Origin of the sequence: Pantoea sp. UYEF8, assembly GCF_040546285.1 — a bacterium.
Lineage (GTDB): Bacteria > Pseudomonadota > Gammaproteobacteria > Enterobacterales > Enterobacteriaceae > Pantoea > Pantoea brenneri.
On the sequence record NZ_JBEPNM010000008.1, the window covers coordinates 176,149 to 195,652 of the forward strand.

Genomic DNA, 19,504 nt, shown 5'->3' on the forward strand with positions numbered 1-19,504 from the left:
ATGCAAAACATTACCCCCATGCTGGCTCGCAAAGATGAACGCACCCCGGATGAGCCGCACTCATCACTGCCGGGCGGCATTATCGGCTTTGTTGCTTACTGGTGCGCCCTGGCCATACCGTTCCTGTTGTACGGCTCTAATACCTTGTTTTTCTTTCTCTACACCTGGCCGTTCTTCCTTGCGCTGCTGCCGGTATCGGTGCTGATGGGTATCGCGCTTAACACCTTACTGCGTGGACAACTGCTGTGGACCACACTCGCCACGGTGATTCTGGTGATTTGCCTGTTCTGGTTAATGTTCGCCTTTCTCTCCGGCTGGTAACCGCCATTGCCGCCACGCTGATGTGCAAACGCATCGGCAGGTTACAAAACTTTTCCCGCCTGGTTTACCCCACTGATTCATATTTTGCGCAGACGCGCAGCAAAGCGCGCCATTTTCGCCGCTGGTGTGGAGTCCTGCGCAAAGTTATGGGATGATTGGGCCGTTTTTAGGGGGCGGGATGGGAAAACTGACGTTACTGCTATTGGTGCTGCTTGGCTGGCTGCAATATTCATTGTGGCTGGGAAAAAATGGCATCCATGACTATACGCGCGTCAACGATGACGTCGCGGTGCAACAGGCGAATAACGCCAAACTTAAATCGCGTAACGATCAACTGTTTGCCGAAATTGACGATCTCAATGGCGGCTCTGAAGCGATCGAGGAACGCGCACGCAATGAATTGGGCATGATTAGGCCTGGTGAAACCTTCTATCGCCTGGTGCCTGACCAGAACAAACGCAACGCGCAACAAGCAGCGCTTAACCAACAACGATAAAACATGAACAATCTGTCCTCCCTTGCGGATGTGATTGCCGTGGTGCCCGCTGCCGGGATCGGCAGCCGGATGCAGGCAACCTGTCCTAAACAGTATCTGACGATTGGTCAGCACACCCTTCTGGAACACAGCATTGCACGCCTGTTTTCCCATCCCGCTATCAAACAGGTGATTGTCGCCCTGAGTCCCGATGACCAGCATTTTGCCGCGTTGCCGCTGGCACGCGATCCGCGTGTGGTGCGAGTCATCGGCGGAGAGACGCGCGCTGAATCGGTACTGGCCGGACTGCAGGCAGCGAAAGGCTCCGCCTGGGTGCTGGTGCACGATGCGGCGCGCCCCTGCCTCCATCCGGACGATCTTCAGCGTCTGCTAAACGTGCGGCATCAGAGCCACGTTGGCGGGATTCTCGCTGCCCCGGTGCGCGACACCATGAAGCGGGGCGAGCCGGGCAAAGCGGCCATCGCCCATACCGTGGAGCGCGAGGATCTGTGGCACGCCTTAACCCCGCAATTTTTCCCGCATGCATTGCTCACCGCCTGCCTGACGCGCGCGCTGAATGAAGGCGCGACCATCACGGATGAGGCGTCGGCGCTGGAGTACTGCGGCTACCATCCGGAGCTGGTGAGCGGACGCAGCGATAACATCAAAGTCACCCGGCCAGAAGATCTGGCGCTGGCGGCTTTTTATCTGAGTCAGATTCAATTAAAGGAGAGCGCATGATGCGTATCGGTCACGGTTTTGACGTTCACGCCTTCGGTGGCGAGGGTCCGCTGGTGATTGGCGGCGTGCGAATCCCGTTTGAACACGGTTTTATCGCCCATTCTGATGGCGACGTGGCGCTGCATGCGCTGACTGACGCGCTGTTAGGCGCGGTGGCAATGGGTGATATCGGGAAGCTGTTCCCGGATACCGATCCCGCCTTCAAAGGCGCAGACAGCCGCGGCCTGCTGCGTGAAGCCTGGCGACGTATTGAAGCCAAAGGCTACCGCATCGGCAACGTCGATGTCACCCTGATTGCCCAGGCGCCGAAAATGCTGCCACACGTGCCGCAAATGCGCATCAATATCGCTGAAGATCTCGGCTGCCATATGGATGCGGTCAACGTAAAAGCCACTACCACCGAAAAGCTTGGTTTTACCGGTCGTGGCGAAGGGATCGCCTGTGAGGCGGTGGCCCTGCTGCTCAAAGCCGACAGCCAGTGATGCTGCATTATCTTCACGGTGTGCCTGCTGTTACCGGCGTAATCAAAGCTAAGCCAGAAGATTTTGTGGTGGTTGAGGATCTCGGCTATGGCGCGGATGGGGAAGGCGAGCATCTGCTGGTGCGCATCCGCAAAGTGGGTGCCAATACCCGCTTTGTCGCTGAAGCGCTGGCCAAATACCTCGGCATTCACCCGCGTGATATGAGCTACGCCGGCATGAAAGATCGGCATGCGGTTACCGAGCAGACGCTCTGTTTTCGCCTGCCGGGCAATGCGATGCCGGATCTGCGCGGTTTTGCACTGGAAGGGGTAGAGATTCTGCAGGCGGTGCGCCACAAGCGTAAGCTGCGCATCGGTGCGCTGGCGGGCAATGCTTTCCGTCTGGTCATTCGCCAGATCAGCGATCGGCAGGCGGCGGAAGCCCGGCTGGCGCAGATACGCGATGCTGGCGTGCCGAACTATTTTGGCGAGCAGCGTTTTGGCCGCAACGGCAACAATCTGATCATGGCGGAGAAGTGGGCGCGCAATGAGATTATGGTGCGCGACCGGAATAAGCGCAGCCTGCTGCTGTCATCTGCGCGCAGTGCACTGTTTAATCAGGTCACCAGCGCGCGCCTGCAACAGCAGGGTAGTCTCAGCCAGGTGATGAACGGTGATGCGCTGCAGCTTACCGGTCGCGGCAGCTGGTTCGTCGCCCAGCCCGATGAACTTGTATCCTTACAAACACGCGTCGATCAGCACGAGCTGCGCATTACCGCTCCGTTGCCCGGCGATGGTGAAGCCGGGCCACAGGCCGATGCGCTGGCTTTTGAACAGCAGGCGCTGGCTGATGCCACCACCTTGCTGAGTCTGATGACGCGCGAACGTGTCGATGCCGCCCGCCGGGCGATGCTGGTGGTGCCGCGGGATTTGCACTGGAACTGGTGTGATGAGGCGACGCTGGAAATGACTTTCTGGCTGCCTGCGGGTAGCTTTGCCACCAGCGTGGTGAGAGAACTGCTCACCCACGCCGATGCGCTTGATAATATTGACGAGTAATCCCTGCTGCAACATTACCCCGATTGTGGGTATTGTTGCGGCAAACCCCCGCAGTAGTATGATTTACGCCTACCACTTCGTTGCGTGCCTCGCTAGAATGCAAAAATCGCTGTCCGGTCTTCACCTGTTGCCATGCAGTTCAAACGGGTCCAGTCACGGCGACCAGTCGAATAAAAAAAGGTCAGAACAAAATGCGGATATTGCTCAGCAACGATGACGGCATTCATGCGCCAGGTATTCAAACGCTGGCGAAAGCCCTGCGGCACTTTGCTGACGTGCAGGTCGTCGCGCCCGATCGTAACCGAAGCGGTGCCTCGAACTCCTTAACCCTGGAAACGCCGCTGCGCACCTTTACTCATGAGAATGGCGATATTGCGGTGCAGATGGGCACCCCGACAGATTGCGTCTATCTGGGCGTCAACGCGCTGATGCAGCCGCGTCCCGACATCGTGGTATCCGGTATCAACGCCGGTCCTAACCTGGGCGATGATGTGATCTACTCCGGCACGGTGGCGGCGGCGATGGAAGGGCGTCATCTTGGCTTACCCGCCGTCGCGGTATCGCTTAATGGCCACCAGCACTATGCCACTGCGGCAGCAGTCACCTGCGCTATCCTTAAGGCCCTGACTCAGCAACCGCTGCGCACTGGCCGCATTCTTAACATCAACGTGCCGGATCTGCCGCTGGCCGAACTGAAGGGCATCCGCGTTACGCGTTGTGGTAGCCGGCATCCTGCCGATCAGGTGATCGCCCAGCAGGATCCGCGCGGCAATACGCTTTACTGGATTGGCCCGCCGGGTGAGAAACTGGATGCAGGCCCGGATACCGACTTTGCCGCGGTTGATCAGGGCTATGTTTCGATCACGGCTCTGCATGTCGATTTGACCGCGCACAGCGCGCAGGATGTGCTGAATGACTGGCTGGCTAAAGCTGAGGTGAATCTGGCATGGTGAATCGGCGTATTGAGACATTGCTGTCACAGCTGCGTCAGCAGGGGATTGATGATGAAAACCTGCTGAAAGCCATCAGCGATGTGCCACGTGAACGTTTTATCGACGAGGCTTTTGAACACAAGGCCTGGGATAATGTGGCTCTGCCGATCGGCTCCGGCCAGACCATCTCGCAACCTTATATGGTGGCGCGAATGACGGCGCTGCTGGCGCTGAATCCGCATTCACGGGTGCTGGAAATCGGCACCGGTTCCGGCTATCAGACCGCGATTCTTGCCCATCTGGTGGATCATGTGTATTCGGTTGAGCGCATCAAAGGGTTGCAGTGGCAGGCCAAGCGCCGACTGAAGCAGCTCGATCTGCATAATGTCTCGACCCGACATGGCGATGGCTGGCAGGGCTGGCCGTCACGCGGGCCGTTCGACGCCATCATCGTCACCGCCGCCCCGCCTGAAATTCCGATTGCGCTGATAGCGCAACTGGCAGAAGGCGGCATTATGGTGCTGCCAGTTGGTGAAGACCAGCAGGTGCTGAAACGTCTGCGTCGTCAGGGCGAAGAAATTATTGAAGAGACGATTGAGCCGGTGCGGTTTGTGCCGCTGGTTCAGGGCGATCTCGCCTGACCCGCTTCGTATTTCTTCACAACTGTTTCATGGCACCACGTACTTGATATTGTTACTATCCATTTTAATCAACGAAAACGCATATTTTATCGCGCCGTGCAGAGTATTCTGCTGGCAAGTACAGTGAAACAGGTACATCAGGGTTGCCATCACGGGGGATCAATGAGCACGGGAAGCACAATTTTTCAGTTACGCCGTCTGGCGGCGCTTTCACTGGTAGGTTTTTGGCTGGCAGGCTGTAGCTCCAGCGACAACACACAAGCACCCATTAGCCGCGTTGGTGATGGTGGCGGCATGAACAGCAGCCAGAGTGGCGCGGCAAGCGCCTCAGGCGGTGTTCCCACTATGCCGGGGCAGGGAGGAATGTTAAGCGGAAATGCAGCATCTGCGCCCAGCAGTGGTGGAATGATTAGTACCAATAATAATGTTGAGACGCAAAACGGCCGAATTGTGTACAACCGCAGTTATCAGAATATTCCTAAAGGTAGCTACTCCGGTGAAACATATACCGTAAAACGCGGCGACACGTTGTTTTACATCGCCTGGATTACCGGCAACGATTTCCGTGATTTAGCCCAGCGTAACAACGTTCCTGCGCCTTACAGCCTGAATGTCGGGCAAACTTTGCAGATCGGCAACGGTTCCGGCCAGCCGATTACCGGTGGCAATGCCATTACCGTTGCTGATGCAACGCAGGGCGGCGTCCCGACCGCGCCACAAATTAAATCTGCCGCTGTTGCACAGCAACCTGTTATTACGTATTCTGATGATTCGGGTAGTTCGGGCGGCAGTAAACTGCTGCCTTCGAAAGGAGCAAATGTTGCATCGACAACAGCTCCAGTGGTTACCGCACCGCCAACGGTCAGCAGCACAACCAATAGCTCTACGCCGGTAGGAAGCTGGCGTTGGCCGACCGATGGTAAGATTATCGATAACTTCTCTGCCGCCGAAGGGGGCAACAAGGGTATCGATATCGCCGGAACGCGCGGACAGTCTGTCGTCGCCACCGCTTCAGGAAGGGTGGTTTACGCAGGTAACGCACTCCGGGGTTACGGTAATCTGATCATCATTAAACACAATGATGATTATCTGAGTGCTTACGCCCATAACGATACAATGCTGGTCCGGGAACAACAGGAAGTTAAGGCGGGGCAGAAGATCGCGACCATGGGTAGCACCGGAACCAGTTCAGTAAGATTACACTTTGAAATTCGTTACAAGGGGAAATCCGTAAACCCGTTGCGTTATTTACCGCAGCGATAATCCGGCAGAACGCACCTTTTGATGTTCTGCCCTGGAATCACGGGTAGGAGCCGCTTATGAGCCAGAATACGCTGAAAGTAAACGAGTTACATGAGAACGCGGAATTCGAGGAGAATGGAGCTGAGGTTTTTGATGAGAAGGCTCTCGTCGAAAACGAACCTGGTGATAACGACGTAGCGGAAGAAGAGTTGTTGTCCCAGGGTGCGACGCAGCGTGTATTAGATGCGACGCAGCTCTATCTCGGGGAGATTGGCTATTCTCCGTTGTTAACGGCCGAGGAAGAAGTGCTGTTTGCTCGCCGTGCATTGCGAGGTGACATTCCTTCCCGCCGCCGCATGATCGAAAGTAACTTACGCCTGGTAGTGAAGATTGCCCGTCGTTACAGCAATCGTGGTTTAGCCCTGCTGGACCTGATTGAAGAAGGTAACCTCGGCCTGATTCGTGCCGTTGAGAAGTTTGACCCGGAGCGCGGGTTCCGTTTCTCAACTTATGCTACCTGGTGGATTCGTCAGACTATTGAACGGGCGATCATGAATCAAACCCGTACCATTCGTCTGCCGATTCATATTGTTAAAGAACTGAATGTTTATCTGCGTACTGCGCGTGAACTCTCCCACAAGCTTGACCATGAGCCAAGCGCGGAAGAGATCGCAGAGCAGCTGGATAAACCGGTTGATGACGTAAGCCGTATGTTGCGTCTCAACGAACGCATTACGTCAGTCGATACGCCGTTAGGCGGTGATTCTGAAAAAGCGCTGCTGGATATTCTGGCCGATGAGAAAGACAACGGTCCGGAAGACACCACGCAAGACGATGACATGAAACAAAGCATCGTCAAATGGCTGTTCGAACTGAACGCCAAGCAGCGTGAAGTGCTGGCACGTCGTTTTGGCCTGTTAGGCTATGAAGCGGCAACGCTTGAAGATGTGGGCCGTGAAATCGGTTTAACCCGTGAGCGTGTCCGTCAGATTCAGGTTGAAGGTTTGCGTCGTCTGCGCGAAATCCTGCAGGCGCAGGGCCTCAACATCGAAGCACTTTTTCGGGAATAATCGCGTCGTGAGTCTCTGATTCAGGTGTGAATCTAAAAAGCGGTGGTGAAAACCACCGCTTTTTTTATGCCTGCAGAAAGGTGATTTGCCGGGTGAAAGGTGATTTGCATTCAGGGAGCTGATTTGCGTGCAGATAGGTGATTTGTTCACAGAGAACTGATTGACCTGCAGAAAAATGTTTTGCCAGTCGATAAGTGATTTGTGTTCAGATAACTGATTCTGCGGCAGAAAATCGATCTGCGCGCAGAGAACTGATTTGCCTGCAGGCAACGGACTTCCATTTAAAATAATAGTTGCCCGCAGATAAGCGACTCACCCGCAGAAGAAGTGCTCAGCGCCTTACCCTGGCGCGCCTGCAAAGCCTGCGCGCATCGGGCTTCAGCCCGATGCGCGCAGTTATTACACCAGTGACTTTAGACGATAGATCCAGTCCAGCGCCTGACGTGGGGTCAGGGTATCCGGGTCCAGCGCTTCAAGGGCTTCCACCGCCGGCGAGGTCTCTTCAACCAGCAGCGGCAGTTGCGAACCATCCACCGTCGATGAGGCGGTATGGTTTGAAACCGTCTCCAGCTCCTTCAGCTTGTTACGCGCCCGCTTGATCACTTCCTTCGGTACGCCCGCCAGTGCGGCGACAGCAAGACCATAACTCTTACTGGCCGCGCCATCCTGCACGCTATGCATAAAGGCGATGGTGTCACCGTGCTCCACCGCATCAAGATGCACATTGACTACACCTTCCATTTTTTCCGGCAGGGTGGTCAGCTCAAAGTAGTGCGTTGCGAACAGCGTCATCGCCTTGATGCGGTTTGCCAGATTTTCGGCACAGGCCCAGGCCAGCGACAACCCGTCGTAGGTTGAAGTACCGCGGCCAATCTCATCCATCAGCACCAGGCTGTTTTCAGTGGCGTTATGCAGAATGTTGGCCGTTTCGGTCATCTCTACCATAAAGGTCGAGCGGCCGGACGCCAGATCGTCAGCCGCGCCGACACGGGTGAAGATACGGTCAAGCGGCCCAATCAGCGTCTCATCAGCTGGCACAAAGCTGCCGATCCAGGCCATCAGTGCAATCAGCGCGGTCTGCCGCATATAGGTACTTTTACCGCCCATATTGGGGCCGGTAATGATCAGCATCCGGCGCTGCGGTGCCAGCGAAAGCGGGTTAGCAATGAACGGCTCTTTCAGAACCTGTTCAACCACCGGATGGCGGCCACCGCTGATTTTAATCCCCGGTTTGTCCTGCAACACCGGACGGCAATAGTTGAGTGACCAGGCGCGTTCCGCCAGGTTGCTCAGCACGTCCAGCTCTGCCAGCGCGGCGGCGCTAAGCTGCAACGCTTCCAGATGCGGCAGCAGCTGGTCAAACAGCGCCTCATACAGACTTTTTTCCAGCGCCAGCGCCTTGCCTTTCGAAGTGAGCACCTTGTCTTCGTACTCTTTCAGTTCCGGAATGATGTAGCGCTCGGCATTTTTCAGCGTCTGGCGGCGGACATAGTGCATCGGCACCTGATGGCTCTGACCGCGGCTGACCTGAATGTAGTAACCATGGACCGCATTGAAGCCGACCTTAAGGGTATCCAGCCCCAGCTTTTCGCGTTCGCGTATCTCCAGCTTGTCGAGATAATCGGTGGCACCGTCGGCGAGGGCGCGCCACTCATCCAGCTCGGCGTTGTAGCCGGGCGCGATTACCCCGCCGTCGCGGATCAACACCGGCGGCGACTCAATCACCGCCTGCTCCAGCAGTTCGCGTAAAGCGGTAAACTCGCCCATCTGGGTACGCAGCTGTTTTAACTGGGTCGACTCAACTTCCGCCAGCAGCTGATTCAGTTCAGGCAGCTGCTGGAACGCATGACGCATCCGCGCCAGATCGCGCGGACGCGCGGTACGCAATGCCAGACGCGCCAGGATACGCTCGAGGTCACCCACCTGGCGCAGCACTGGTTGCAGGGTTTCGCTGAGATTTTGCAGTTCGGCAATCGACTCCTGACGCTGATTGATGATGCGCGCATCGCGCAGCGGCATGTGCAGCCAGCGCTTCAGCATCCGGCTGCCCATTGGAGTGACGGTTTTATCCAGCACCGCCGCCAGGGTGTTGTCGGTACCGCCGGCCAGGTTCTGGGTGATCTCCAGGTTACGGCGGGTTGCCGCATCCATAATGATGCTGTCCTGCTGCCGTTCCATACTGAGGGAACGGATGTGGGGCAGGGTAGTGCGCTGGGTATCTTTAACATATTGCAGCAGACAGCCCGCCGCACTTAAGCCAAGATGCGCGTTTTCGACGCCAAAACCGTTCAGATCACGGGTGCCGAACTGCAGATTGAGCTGCTGACGTGCGGTATCGATCTCAAATTCCCACAGCGGACGACGACGCAGGCCACGACGCTGATCGATCAGCGACATCGCCTGAAAATCTTCCGGATAGAGCAGTTCGGCAGGATTAGTGCGCTGCAATTCTGCTGCCATGGTTTCCGCATCGCCCGGTTCACTCAGACGGAAACGGCCAGAACTGATGTCCAGCGTTGCGTAGCCAAAGCCGCGCGGGCTCTGAACAATCGCCGCCAGCAGGTTATCGTGACGCTCCTGCAGCAGTGCTTCGTCACTGATAGTGCCGGGTGTGACGATGCGTACCACTTTGCGTTCAACCGGCCCTTTGCTCAGGGCGGGATCGCCAATCTGCTCGCAGATGGCGACGGATTCGCCCAGCTGCACCAGCTTCGCCAGATAACTCTCAACGGCGTGATAGGGCACGCCAGCCATCGGAATCGGTTCGCCAGCCGAAGCGCCGCGTTTGGTGAGTGAAATCTCCAGCAACTGCGAGGCGCGTCTGGCGTCGTCATAAAACAGCTCGTAGAAATCGCCCATCCGGTAAAACAGCAAAATGTCAGGATGTTCCGCCTTGAGTCGCAGGTATTGCTGCATCATCGGCGTATGGGAAGGAAAATCCTTTTCGGTTGGCTCTTGCATAGGGTTTTAACTCATTTTTAAAGCGGTAAGATTCTGGCTGCCGACGTCGCTGAACCGAAGCGGCTCAGCGTCAGCGTGCAGGATAAGCAGATGATAACGAATAGGGCGGGGCATATACCAGTCTGATGCATCGCCGTTACCTTCAGCCGTTGTTGCCTGACCGGCACCCTATCAAACACCAGGCGCGGCTGGCGACTGAAAAAAACGGTTTTTCCGGCTGTTTAGCTGCGGCTGCGAGCCTGCTCGCGAATTCTGCTGCCTGAATCCTTATCCCGCCGGTCTCCTGTTCAGATCGCGGCTACTTAACGTTGTCCGCTCTGTAATGCCCAGACGGCTGCCTCCAGCCGGGATTTCAGGTTCATCTTTTTCAGCAGGTATTTGACGTGAACTTTGACCGTGCTTTCACTGATGCCCAATTTGCGCGCAATGGCTTTATTGGTCATCCCGGCGCTGATCAGCTGCAGAATATCGCGCTCGCGGCGGGTCAGCTGATTGATATCCCGGGCCGGGGCCGGGCGATCTTCCCGTAAGCGGGCCACCAGTATCGGGGTTAAGGTTTCGCTGAGGACAGTCTGCCCGGCCGCCGCCTGGTGCAGGGCTTTCAGCAGCGCTTCCGGCTCCATATCTTTCAGTAAATAACCGTCGGCACCGCGTTTTAAGGCGGTGACCACATCTTCCTCATCATCAGAAACGCTGAAAACCACTACCCGACCCGAGAGCGATATCTCGCGCAGCCGGCTCAGCGTATCCAGTCCGTTGAGGCCCGGCATATTCAGATCGAGCAGGATCAGGTCAGGATCGTGCTGCTGTGCCAGCGCCACCCCCTCTATGCCGTTGCCTGCTTCGGCCACCACTTCCAGCCTCTCATCCAGCGCGATCAGCTGTTTCAGCCCGTTACGCAGCATCGGATGATCGTCGATAAGTAAGAGCGTAAACTTTTCTGTCGTCACATCTCTGCTCCTGCTCATTGGATTCGCGCGTATCGCGAAGTGAAGTAAAGGCGGTATCTTACCGGGGAAGACGGGTGGCTATATACCCCGTATGGACTACTCCTTTATTTCCCACTGCCGGCGCGCTTGTGACAGGTTTTATGCAACTGTTTTAAAAACCACTGATTCACAAAGGTTATTTGCTGGCTGTTCATCTACTTAACCGGGATATCTGCGCGCCAGTGTCGCATAACTACCTGCTTTGCCGTTGATTTGTATCAAGCTGCTCATCAGGTCGGATGCGCAGGATATGCACAATTAATATCCTGTAGATGAGAACGCTATGACCCAACCTGTCCCTCTGCAAACCGACACCCGCCGCGCGGTAATCCAGGACTGGCAGCCTGAAAATGAGGCTTTCTGGCAGTCGCACGGCAAACGTATCGCCAGCCGTAACCTGTGGATTTCCGTCTTCTGTCTGCTGCTCGCCTTCTGCGTCTGGATGTTGTTCAGCGCCGTTGCGGTCAACCTGAATAAAGTTGGTTTCAGTTTCACTACCGATCAGTTGTTTCTGCTGACGGCACTGCCGTCGGTTTCCGGCGCGCTGCTGCGCGTTCCATACTCTTTCGTCATCCCGCTGGTTGGGGGACGTCGCTGGACCGCCTTTAGCACCGGCATCCTGATGATCCCTTGCCTGTGGCTCGGTTTCGCGGTGCAGGATAGCCAGACGCCGTTCAGCACCTTTGTGATTATTTCTCTGCTGTGCGGTTTTGCCGGGGCTAACTTCGCTTCCAGCATGGGCAACATCAGCTTCTTCTTTCCAAAAGCCCGTCAGGGCGGCGCGCTGGGCATCAATGGCGGCCTCGGTAACCTCGGTGTCAGCGTGATGCAGTTTGTCGCGCCGCTGGCGATCTCCTGTGCCATCTTCGGTTTTTCGGATGCGGGTCAGACTACCGTTAATGGCGAAGCGATCTGGCTGGAAAACGCCGCCTGGATCTGGCTGCCGTTGCTGGCGGTCGCCACGCTGGCCGCCTGGCTGGGAATGAACGACCTGGCGGCGGCGAAATCTTCGCTGCGTGAACAATTGCCGGTACTGAAGCGGCCACACCTGTGGGTGATGGCGCTGCTCTATCTGGCGACGTTCGGATCATTTATCGGATTTTCTGCCGGTTTCGCCATGCTGACCAAAACGCAGTTCCCGGACGTAGTGATTCTGCACTACGCCTTTTTTGGTCCGTTTATTGGCGCGCTGGCCCGCTCAGCGGGCGGCATCATTTCTGACCGTTTCGGCGGTACCCGCGTCACGCTGATCAACTACGTGCTGATGGCGCTGTTTGCCGCACTGCTGTTTTTCACCTTACCGGGCGCTGACGGCCACGGCTCGTTTATCGCTTTCTTCGCCATCTTTATGGGGCTGTTCTTCACTGCCGGACTGGGCAGCGGCTCAACCTATCAGATGATTGCGGTGATTTTCCGCAAGCTCACTCTGGAACGCATTAAAGCCGAAGGCGGCGACGATGCGCTGGCGCTGCGTGAAGCCGGGACTGAAACCTCCGCCGCGCTGGGCTTTATCTCCGCGATTGGCGCGCTGGGCGGCTTCTTTATTCCGCAGACCTTTGGCCTCTCGCTCTCTATGACCGGCTCGCCAGCCGGCGCGATGAAAATTTTCCTGGTGTTTTACCTCTGCTGTATCGCCATTACCTGGCTGGTTTATGGACGCAAGTCCCGCGCCTGATAACAACAATGCCGGCGTGGCGCGCCGGCCATTATTCACTTTCTGCGTCCTCACCGACGCAGAGTTAGCAATGTCACATTAAGCCTTCAGGAGTATTCCGGATGAGCAAGTTTCTCGATCGGTTTCGCTATTTTAAACAGCTGGCGGAGCCTTTCTCTGGCGAACATGGCCAGTCACTGAACAGCAACCGCGACTGGGAAGATGGTTACCGCAGTCGCTGGCAGCACGATAAAATTGTCCGCTCCACGCATGGGGTCAACTGCACCGGCTCCTGCAGCTGGAAAATCTACGTGAAAAACGGCCTGGTGACCTGGGAGACGCAACAGACCGACTATCCGCGTACCCGTCCCGATCTGCCTAATCACGAACCGCGAGGCTGTCCGCGTGGTGCCAGCTACTCCTGGTATCTCTACAGCGCCAACCGGCTGAAATATCCACTGATGCGTAAAAAGCTGATTCAGCTGTGGCGCGAGGCGAAACAGCAGCACAGCGATCCGGTTGATGCCTGGGCCTCGATTATCAGCAACCCGGAAAAAGCCAAAAGCTATAAGCAGGCGCGCGGCCGCGGTGGGTTTGTGCGGTCCAGCTGGCAGGAGGTCAATGAGATGATCGCCGCCGCTAACATCTGCACTGCGAAAACCTACGGTCCGGACCGGGTGATGGGTTTCTCACCTATCCCGGCGATGTCGATGGTCTCCTATGCGGCAGGCGCGCGTTATCTGTCGTTGATTGGCGGTACCTGCCTGAGTTTTTACGACTGGTATTGCGATCTGCCTCCGGCATCACCGATGACCTGGGGCGAACAGACCGACGTGCCGGAATCGGCCGACTGGTACAACTCTTCTTACATCATCGCCTGGGGCTCAAACGTGCCGCAGACGCGTACCCCTGATGCGCACTTCTTTACCGAAGTGCGTTACAAAGGCACCAAAACCGTGGCGGTGACGCCGGACTATGCCGAGGTTGCCAAGCTGTGCGACCAGTGGCTGAATCCGAAACAGGGCACCGACAGTGCAATGGCGCTGGCGATGGGCCACGTGATGCTGAAGGAGTTTCATCTCGATCGCGAAGTCAGCTATTTCAGCGACTACGTGCGTCGTTATACCGATATGCCAATGCTGGTGTTGCTGGAGCCGCGTGAAGGTGGCTTTTACGCCGCCGGACGCCAGCTGCGAGCCAGCGATCTGATCGATGGTCTCGGTCAGGATAATAATCCTGAATGGAAAACGGTGGCGATCAACGAGGCGACCGGCCAACTGGTGGCACCGCAGGGTTCAATCGGCTTCCGCTGGGGTGAAAAAGGTAAATGGAACCTTGAGCAGCGTGACGGGACGACGCAGCAGGAAGTTCAACTGCAGCTCAGTCTGCTGGGTGGCCATGACGAGGTGGTTGAAGTTGGTTTCCCTTACTTTGGCGGGATCACCAGTGAGCATTTCAACAGCGTCGCGCTGGATGAAATCCTGCTGCATAAGCTGCCGGTAAAACGTCTGCAACTGGCCGATGGCAGCGAAGCGCTGGTCACCAGCGTTTACGATCTGACGCTGGCAAACTACGGTCTGGAGCGCGGACTGGGTGATGCCAACTGCGCGCAAAACTACGACGAGGTGAAAGCGTACAGCCCGGCCTGGGCCGAGCAGATCACCGGCGTTTCGCGCCAGAATATCATCCGCATTGCCCGTGAATTTGCCGACAATGCCGAGAAGACCCGCGGCCGTTCAATGATTATCGTCGGTGCCGGTATGAACCACTGGTATCACATGGACATGAACTACCGTGGCCTGATGAACATGCTGATCTTCTGCGGCTGCGTCGGTCAGAGCGGCGGTGGCTGGGCGCACTATGTGGGTCAGGAGAAACTGCGTCCGCAGACCGGCTGGGCCCCGCTGGCATTTGGCCTCGACTGGCAACGTCCGCCACGTCAGATGAACAGTACCTCGTTCTTCTATAACCACTCCAGCCAGTGGCGTTATGAAACCCTCGCCACCAGCGAGCTGCTGTCGCCGCTGGCAGATAAAAGTCGCTACAGCGGCAGCCTGATCGACCTTAACGTGCGTTCTGAGCGCATGGGCTGGCTCCCGTCGGCGCCGCAGCTCAACGTTAACCCGCTGCGTATCGCCGCGCAGGCGCAAGCCGCTGGCCTGTCGCCGCTGGATTACACCGTTGAGAGTCTGAAAAAAGGCACGCTGCGTTTCGCCGCCGAACAGCCAGACGATCCGCAGAACTTCCCGCGTAACCTGTTTGTCTGGCGTTCTAACCTGCTCGGCTCATCCGGTAAAGGGCACGAATATATGCTGAAGTACCTGCTGGGTACTGAAAACGGCATTCAGGGTAAAGATCTGGGTAAGCAGGGCGGCGTGAAGCCTGAAGAGGTGGAGTGGCTGGATCAGGGGGCTGAAGGCAAACTGGATCTGGTGGTGACCCTCGATTTCCGTATGTCGAGTACCTGCCTCTACTCTGATGTGGTGCTGCCAACCGCCACCTGGTATGAAAAAGACGACATGAATACCTCGGATATGCATCCGTTTATTCATCCGCTCTCTGCCGCGGTCGATCCAGCCTGGGATTCAAAAAGCGACTGGGAAATCTATAAGGGCATCGCAAAAGCCTTCTCCGATCTCTGCCCTGGCCATTTAGGGGTAGAAACGGATGTGGTCACGCTGCCGGTACTGCACGATTCGCCAGCCGAACTGGCGCAGCCGTTTGACGCCAGAGACTGGAAGAAAGGCGAATGTGAGCTGATTCCAGGTAAAACCGCGCCACACATCATGCTGGTAGAGCGTGATTATCCGGCCACCTGGGCGCGCTTTACCTCACTGGGTCCGCTGCTTGATACCCTGGGTAACGGCGGCAAAGGCATCGGCTGGAATACTGAGAAAGAAGTCGATTTCCTTAAGCAGCTTAACTATGTCAAAGCGGATGGCCCGGCAGCGGGACGGCCGAATATCGACACGGCCATCGACGCGGCAGAAGTGATCCTGACGCTGGCCCCGGAAACCAACGGTCAGGTAGCCGTTAAAGCCTGGCAGGCGCTGGGTGAGATTACCGGCCGCGACCATACCCATCTGGCGCTGAACAAGGAAGATGAAAAAATTCGCTTCCGCGATATCCAGGCACAGCCGCGCAAAATCATCTCCAGCCCAACCTGGTCTGGTCTGGAAGACGAACATGTCTCCTACAACGCCTGCTACACCAACGTTCACGAGCTGATTCCGTGGCGCACCCTGAGTGGCCGCCAGCAGCTGTATCAGGATCATGAGTGGATGCGTGCCTTTGGTGAAAGCCTGCTGGTCTACCGTCCGCCGATTGATACCCGTGCCGCCAAACCGCTGCTCAACAGCAAACCTAACGGTAATCCGGAGAAGGCGCTGAACTTCCTGACGCCACACCAGAAGTGGGGCATTCACTCCACCTACAGCGATAACCTGCTGATGCTGACCCTGTCGCGCGGCGGACCGATTGTCTGGATGAGCGAAGACGATGCCCGTGAACTGGGGATTGTCGATAACGACTGGATTGAGGCGTTCAATGCCAACGGTGCGCTGACCGCGCGTGCGGTGGTAAGCCAGCGTATTCCGGCCGGGATGACCATGATGTATCACGCCCAGGAACGTATTGTGAATATTCCGGGTTCAGAGATCACCAGCCAGCGCGGCGGTATTCATAACTCCGTCACCCGTACCTGTCCGAAACCGACCCATATGATCGGCGGCTATGCCCAGCTCTCCTGGGGCTTTAACTATTACGGCACCGTCGGTTCTAACCGCGATGAATTCGTGGTGGTAAGAAAAATGAACAACATTAACTGGTTAGACGGGGAAGGCAACGATGCCTGTCAGGGCAGCCAGCAGGAGGTAAAACCATGAAAATTCGCTCACAGGTCGGCATGGTGCTGAACCTCGACAAATGTATCGGCTGCCACACCTGCTCGGTAACCTGCAAAAACGTCTGGACCAGTCGTGAAGGGATGGAATATGCCTGGTTCAACAACGTAGAGAGCAAGCCCGGCGTCGGTTATCCCCACGCCTGGGAAGATCAGCAGAAATGGAAGGGCGGCTGGATCCGGAAAATCAACGGCAAGCTGGAGCCGCGCATGGGAAACCGTGTCGGCGTGCTGTCAAAAATCTTCGCTAACCCGGATGTGCCGGCGCTGGATGATTACTACGAACCGTTCGATTTCGATTACCAGCATCTGCACAATGCGCCGGCCGGTAAACACCAGCCGATTGCGCGCCCGCGTTCACTGATCACCGGTCAGCGGATGAAAAAAATCGAAAATGGCCCGAACTGGGAAGAGATCCTCGGCGGTGAATTTTCCAAACGTTCACAGGATAAAAACTTCGACAATATCCAGAAGGATATTTACGGCCAGTTTGAACACACCTTCATGATGTATCTGCCGCGCCTGTGTGAGCATTTCCTCAACCCTGCCTGCGTGGCGACCTGTCCGAGTGGTGCCATCTACAAGCGTGAAGAAGATGGCATTGTGTTAATCGACCAGGATAAATGCCGTGGCTGGCGTATGTGCCTTACCGGCTGCCCGTACAAAAAGATCTACTTCAACTGGAAGAGCGGCAAATCAGAAAAATGCATTTTCTGCTATCCGCGTATTGAAGCCGGCCAGCCGACCGTCTGCTCGGAAACCTGTGTCGGACGTATCCGCTATCTCGGCGTACTGCTGTATGACGCAGACCGTATTGAACAGGCCGCCTCAGCAGAGAACGAAAAAGATCTCTATCAGAGCCAGCTGGATATCTTCCTCGATCCACACGCTCCGGCGGTGATCGCCCAGGCGCTGAAAGATGGCGTAGCGCAAAGCGTGATTGACGCGGCGCAACGTTCGCCGGTGTACAAAATGGCGATGGACTGGAAGCTGGCGCTGCCGCTGCATCCGGAATATCGCACCCTGCCGATGGTGTGGTATGTGCCGCCGTTGTCACCGATTCAGTCAGCCGTCGACGGTGGTGCACTGGCGCACACCGGCGTGCTGCCGGACGTTGAAAGCCTGCGTATTCCGGTCGAGTATCTGGCGAACCTGCTGACCGCCGGTGATACCGCGCCGGTGCTGCTGGCGCTGAAACGCATGCTGGCGATGCGTCATTACAAGCGGGCGGAAAGCGTCGAAGGTAAACGCGATGTCCGGGCGCTGGAACAGGTCGGTCTGAGCGAAGCGCAGGCGCAGGAGATGTACCGTTATCTGGCTATCGCCAACTACGAAGATCGCTTTGTGGTGCCGTCCAGCCATCGCGAACTGGCACGTGAAGCCTTCCCGGAAAGTAAAGGCTGCGGCTTTAGCTTCGGCGATGGCTGCCACGGCAGCGACAGCAAATTCAACCTGTTCAACAGCCGCCGTATCGATGCCATCGAAATCACTAAACAAACCGTACGCCCGGAGGATGCATCATGATTGCGCTACGTGTGCTGTCGCGCCTGCTGGATTACCCGGATGAGGCGCTGTTTAGCCACCATCAGAACCTGATTGAGGCGCTGGAAAGCGCCCCTGAACTCGACCCAGCGCAGAGCGCACGGCTGGTGGACTTTATCCACCAGCTCTGCGCCCGGCCACTGCTCGACGTTCAGGCTGATTACTGCGAACTGTTTGATCGCGGCCGCGCCACCTCGCTGTTGCTGTTTGAACATGTGCACGGTGAGTCACGCGATCGCGGTCAGGCGATGGTCGATCTGCTGGCGCAGTATCGGGCCGACGGACTGGAGCTGGATAGCAAAGAGCTGCCTGATTATCTCCCGCTTTACCTTGAATACCTCGCCTGTAAAACGGCTGATGAGGTGCGTCAGGGTTTAGAGGATATCGCGCCGATCCTGGCGCTCCTGGCGGCGCGGCTGGTGGAACGTGAAAGTCCCTATGCCGAGCTGTTCAGTGCGCTGTTAACGCTTTCGGGTACCGCTATCCAGCCTGACGCCTTACGGCCGCAGGTGGCACAGGAAGCACGCGACGATACCCCGGCGGCCCTGGATGCCGTCTGGGAAGAGGAGCAGGTTAAATTTCTTGGCGAACAGGGCTGCGCCTCGGCGCAACAGGCCGCGCATCAGCGCCGTTTCGCCGCAGCGGTTGCGCCGCAGTATCTGGATATCGCTCAGGCTACTCCGCGCGCCACAGGAGAATCAGCATGAATTTTCTCAACACTTTCTTCTTTGATATTTACCCCTACCTTGCCGGGACGGTCTTTCTGGTCGGCAGCTGGCTGCGCTACGATTACGGGCAGTACAGCTGGCGCGCCGGTTCCAGCCAGATGCTGGATAAAAAAGGGATGCGGCTCGCCTCTAACCTGTTCCACATCGGCATCATCGGTATCTTTTTCGGCCATATCCTCGGGATGCTGACGCCTCACTGGATGTATCAATCCTTTCTGCCGCTCGACGTGAAGCAAAAGCTGGCGATGATTGCCGGTGGCGTGTTTGGCGCGATGACGCTGGCCGGTGGCGCACTGTTGCTGAAACGCCGTCTGACTAACCCTCGGGTGCGGGCAACCAGCAGCGTCGGCGATATCCTTATCCTGAGCTTACTGGTGGCGCAGGCTACCCTCGGACTGCTGACCATTCCTTTCTCGGCACAGCATATGGATGGCAGCGAGATGATGAAGCTGGTGGGCTGGGCGCAGGCAGTGGTGACCTTCCATGGCGGTGCATCCCATCATCTTGACGGCGTGGCTCTGATCTACCGGCTACATATGGTGCTGGGAATGACGTTATTCCTGCTGTTTCCATTCTGCCGCCTGGTGCATATCTGGAGCGCGCCGGTGGAGTATCTCACCCGTCGTTATCAGCTGGTGAGAAATCGCCGCTGACGAGGTGACGGTCACCGGCACAGCGCGTCCGGTGACCGTTTTTCGGGGCAGTTTCTTGACGTTTTTTTAAGAATTTGACCTGTATGTCGTTGCGCTGAACGACTACTATTAGCGCATCTGAATCTACCCCCTCGT

General features: G+C 56.8%; 16 protein-coding genes. 14 read left to right on the top strand and 2 right to left on the bottom strand.

The features are described 5' to 3' along the window. From ABIB18_RS16045 to rpoS, 9 genes are all read left to right on the top strand, one after another. A complete protein-coding gene (locus ABIB18_RS16045) occupies positions 1-321 on the top strand; it encodes a DUF3561 family protein (RefSeq protein WP_031374749.1) in 321 nt (106 codons plus the stop codon). Positions 322-499: 178 nt separating this feature from the next. Continuing rightward, positions 500-817, top strand: a complete 318-nt coding sequence (ftsB, locus tag ABIB18_RS16050) for a cell division protein FtsB (RefSeq protein WP_031374750.1) — start codon at positions 500-502, stop codon at positions 815-817. Positions 818-820: 3 nt separating this feature from the next. After that, positions 821-1,537 (top strand): 2-C-methyl-D-erythritol 4-phosphate cytidylyltransferase, encoded by a 717-nt coding sequence (gene ispD, locus ABIB18_RS16055; RefSeq protein WP_031374751.1) that lies wholly within the window; start codon positions 821-823, stop codon positions 1,535-1,537. Beyond that, complete coding sequence (gene ispF / locus ABIB18_RS16060; RefSeq protein WP_031374752.1) at positions 1,537-2,019, top strand: 2-C-methyl-D-erythritol 2,4-cyclodiphosphate synthase; 483 nt, start codon at positions 1,537-1,539, stop codon at positions 2,017-2,019. Before ispD ends, ispF begins: the two co-directional genes overlap by 1 nt. Then, a complete protein-coding gene (gene truD / locus ABIB18_RS16065) occupies positions 2,016-3,056 on the top strand; it encodes a tRNA pseudouridine(13) synthase TruD (RefSeq protein WP_354474792.1) in 1,041 nt (346 codons plus the stop codon). Before ispF ends, truD begins: the two co-directional genes overlap by 4 nt. A gap of 191 nt (positions 3,057-3,247) precedes the next feature. Beyond that, complete coding sequence (gene surE, locus ABIB18_RS16070; RefSeq protein WP_031374754.1) at positions 3,248-4,009, top strand: 5'/3'-nucleotidase SurE; 762 nt, start codon at positions 3,248-3,250, stop codon at positions 4,007-4,009. After that, positions 4,003-4,629, top strand: coding sequence for a protein-L-isoaspartate(D-aspartate) O-methyltransferase (locus tag ABIB18_RS16075; RefSeq protein WP_031374755.1), 627 nt, complete (start codon positions 4,003-4,005; stop codon positions 4,627-4,629). The genes surE and ABIB18_RS16075 overlap by 7 nt, the downstream gene beginning before the upstream one ends. A 162-nt stretch (positions 4,630-4,791) precedes the next feature. Next, positions 4,792-5,892 carry a murein hydrolase activator NlpD gene (gene nlpD, locus ABIB18_RS16080; protein ID WP_031374756.1) on the top strand — a complete coding sequence of 367 codons (1,101 nt, stop codon included), beginning with the start codon at positions 4,792-4,794 and terminating at the stop codon, positions 5,890-5,892. A gap of 56 nt (positions 5,893-5,948) precedes the next feature. Beyond that, entirely contained in the window at positions 5,949-6,941 is a 993-nt protein-coding gene (gene rpoS / locus ABIB18_RS16085; RefSeq protein WP_031374757.1) for an RNA polymerase sigma factor RpoS, read from the top strand. Between the two features lie 399 nt (positions 6,942-7,340). On the opposite strand, the gene mutS is transcribed toward rpoS, so the two are convergent. Beyond that, positions 7,341-9,902: a DNA mismatch repair protein MutS gene (gene mutS / locus ABIB18_RS16090; RefSeq protein WP_046289601.1), complete on the bottom strand. Its 2,562-nt coding sequence runs from the start codon at positions 9,900-9,902 to the stop codon at positions 7,341-7,343. 302 nt (positions 9,903-10,204) lie between these two features. Next, positions 10,205-10,852, bottom strand: coding sequence for a two-component system response regulator NarL (gene narL / locus ABIB18_RS16095; RefSeq protein WP_031374758.1), 648 nt, complete (start codon positions 10,850-10,852; stop codon positions 10,205-10,207). Positions 10,853-11,174: 322 nt separating this feature from the next. On the opposite strand from narL, the gene ABIB18_RS16100 reads away from it, so the two are divergent. The 5 genes from ABIB18_RS16100 to narI all read left to right on the top strand — a co-directional run bounded on the left by ABIB18_RS16100 (position 11,175) and on the right by narI (position 19,369). Then, positions 11,175-12,566, top strand: coding sequence for a NarK family nitrate/nitrite MFS transporter (locus ABIB18_RS16100; protein ID WP_046289603.1), 1,392 nt, complete (start codon positions 11,175-11,177; stop codon positions 12,564-12,566). Positions 12,567-12,667: 101 nt separating this feature from the next. After that, positions 12,668-16,429, top strand: coding sequence for a nitrate reductase subunit alpha (locus tag ABIB18_RS16105; protein ID WP_256149372.1), 3,762 nt, complete (start codon positions 12,668-12,670; stop codon positions 16,427-16,429). Further along, positions 16,426-17,970 carry a nitrate reductase subunit beta gene (narH, locus tag ABIB18_RS16110; RefSeq protein WP_354474796.1) on the top strand — a complete coding sequence of 515 codons (1,545 nt, stop codon included), beginning with the start codon at positions 16,426-16,428 and terminating at the stop codon, positions 17,968-17,970. The genes ABIB18_RS16105 and narH overlap by 4 nt, the downstream gene beginning before the upstream one ends. Beyond that, the gene (narJ, locus tag ABIB18_RS16115; protein WP_354474798.1) at positions 17,967-18,695 is read left to right on the top strand and encodes a nitrate reductase molybdenum cofactor assembly chaperone; all 729 of its coding nucleotides are present in this window, start codon (positions 17,967-17,969) and stop codon (positions 18,693-18,695) included. The genes narH and narJ overlap by 4 nt, the downstream gene beginning before the upstream one ends. After that, the gene (narI, locus tag ABIB18_RS16120) at positions 18,692-19,369 is read left to right on the top strand and encodes a respiratory nitrate reductase subunit gamma (protein WP_354474800.1); all 678 of its coding nucleotides are present in this window, start codon (positions 18,692-18,694) and stop codon (positions 19,367-19,369) included. The genes narJ and narI overlap by 4 nt, the downstream gene beginning before the upstream one ends. Positions 19,370-19,504 lie beyond the last annotated feature (135 nt).

Bases quoted from the DNA above. Each gene is read 5' to 3' on its own strand.
- ABIB18_RS16045 (WP_031374749.1), top strand. From the start codon at position 1: ATGCAAAACATTACCCCCATGCTGGCTCGCAAAGATGAACGCACCCCG.
- ftsB (WP_031374750.1), top strand. From the start codon at position 500: ATGGGAAAACTGACGTTACTGCTATTGGTGCTGCTTGGCTGGCTGCAA.
- ispD (WP_031374751.1), top strand. From the start codon at position 821: ATGAACAATCTGTCCTCCCTTGCGGATGTGATTGCCGTGGTGCCCGCT.
- ispF (WP_031374752.1), top strand. From the start codon at position 1,537: ATGCGTATCGGTCACGGTTTTGACGTTCACGCCTTCGGTGGCGAGGGT.
- surE (WP_031374754.1), top strand. From the start codon at position 3,248: ATGCGGATATTGCTCAGCAACGATGACGGCATTCATGCGCCAGGTATT.
- ABIB18_RS16075 (WP_031374755.1), top strand. From the start codon at position 4,003: ATGGTGAATCGGCGTATTGAGACATTGCTGTCACAGCTGCGTCAGCAG.
- nlpD (WP_031374756.1), top strand. From the start codon at position 4,792: ATGAGCACGGGAAGCACAATTTTTCAGTTACGCCGTCTGGCGGCGCTT.
- rpoS (WP_031374757.1), top strand. From the start codon at position 5,949: ATGAGCCAGAATACGCTGAAAGTAAACGAGTTACATGAGAACGCGGAA.
- mutS (WP_046289601.1), bottom strand. From the start codon at position 9,902: ATGCAAGAGCCAACCGAAAAGGATTTTCCTTCCCATACGCCGATGATG.
- ABIB18_RS16100 (WP_046289603.1), top strand. From the start codon at position 11,175: ATGACCCAACCTGTCCCTCTGCAAACCGACACCCGCCGCGCGGTAATC.
- ABIB18_RS16105 (WP_256149372.1), top strand. From the start codon at position 12,668: ATGAGCAAGTTTCTCGATCGGTTTCGCTATTTTAAACAGCTGGCGGAG.
- narH (WP_354474796.1), top strand. From the start codon at position 16,426: ATGAAAATTCGCTCACAGGTCGGCATGGTGCTGAACCTCGACAAATGT.
- narJ (WP_354474798.1), top strand. From the start codon at position 17,967: ATGATTGCGCTACGTGTGCTGTCGCGCCTGCTGGATTACCCGGATGAG.
- narI (WP_354474800.1), top strand. From the start codon at position 18,692: ATGAATTTTCTCAACACTTTCTTCTTTGATATTTACCCCTACCTTGCC.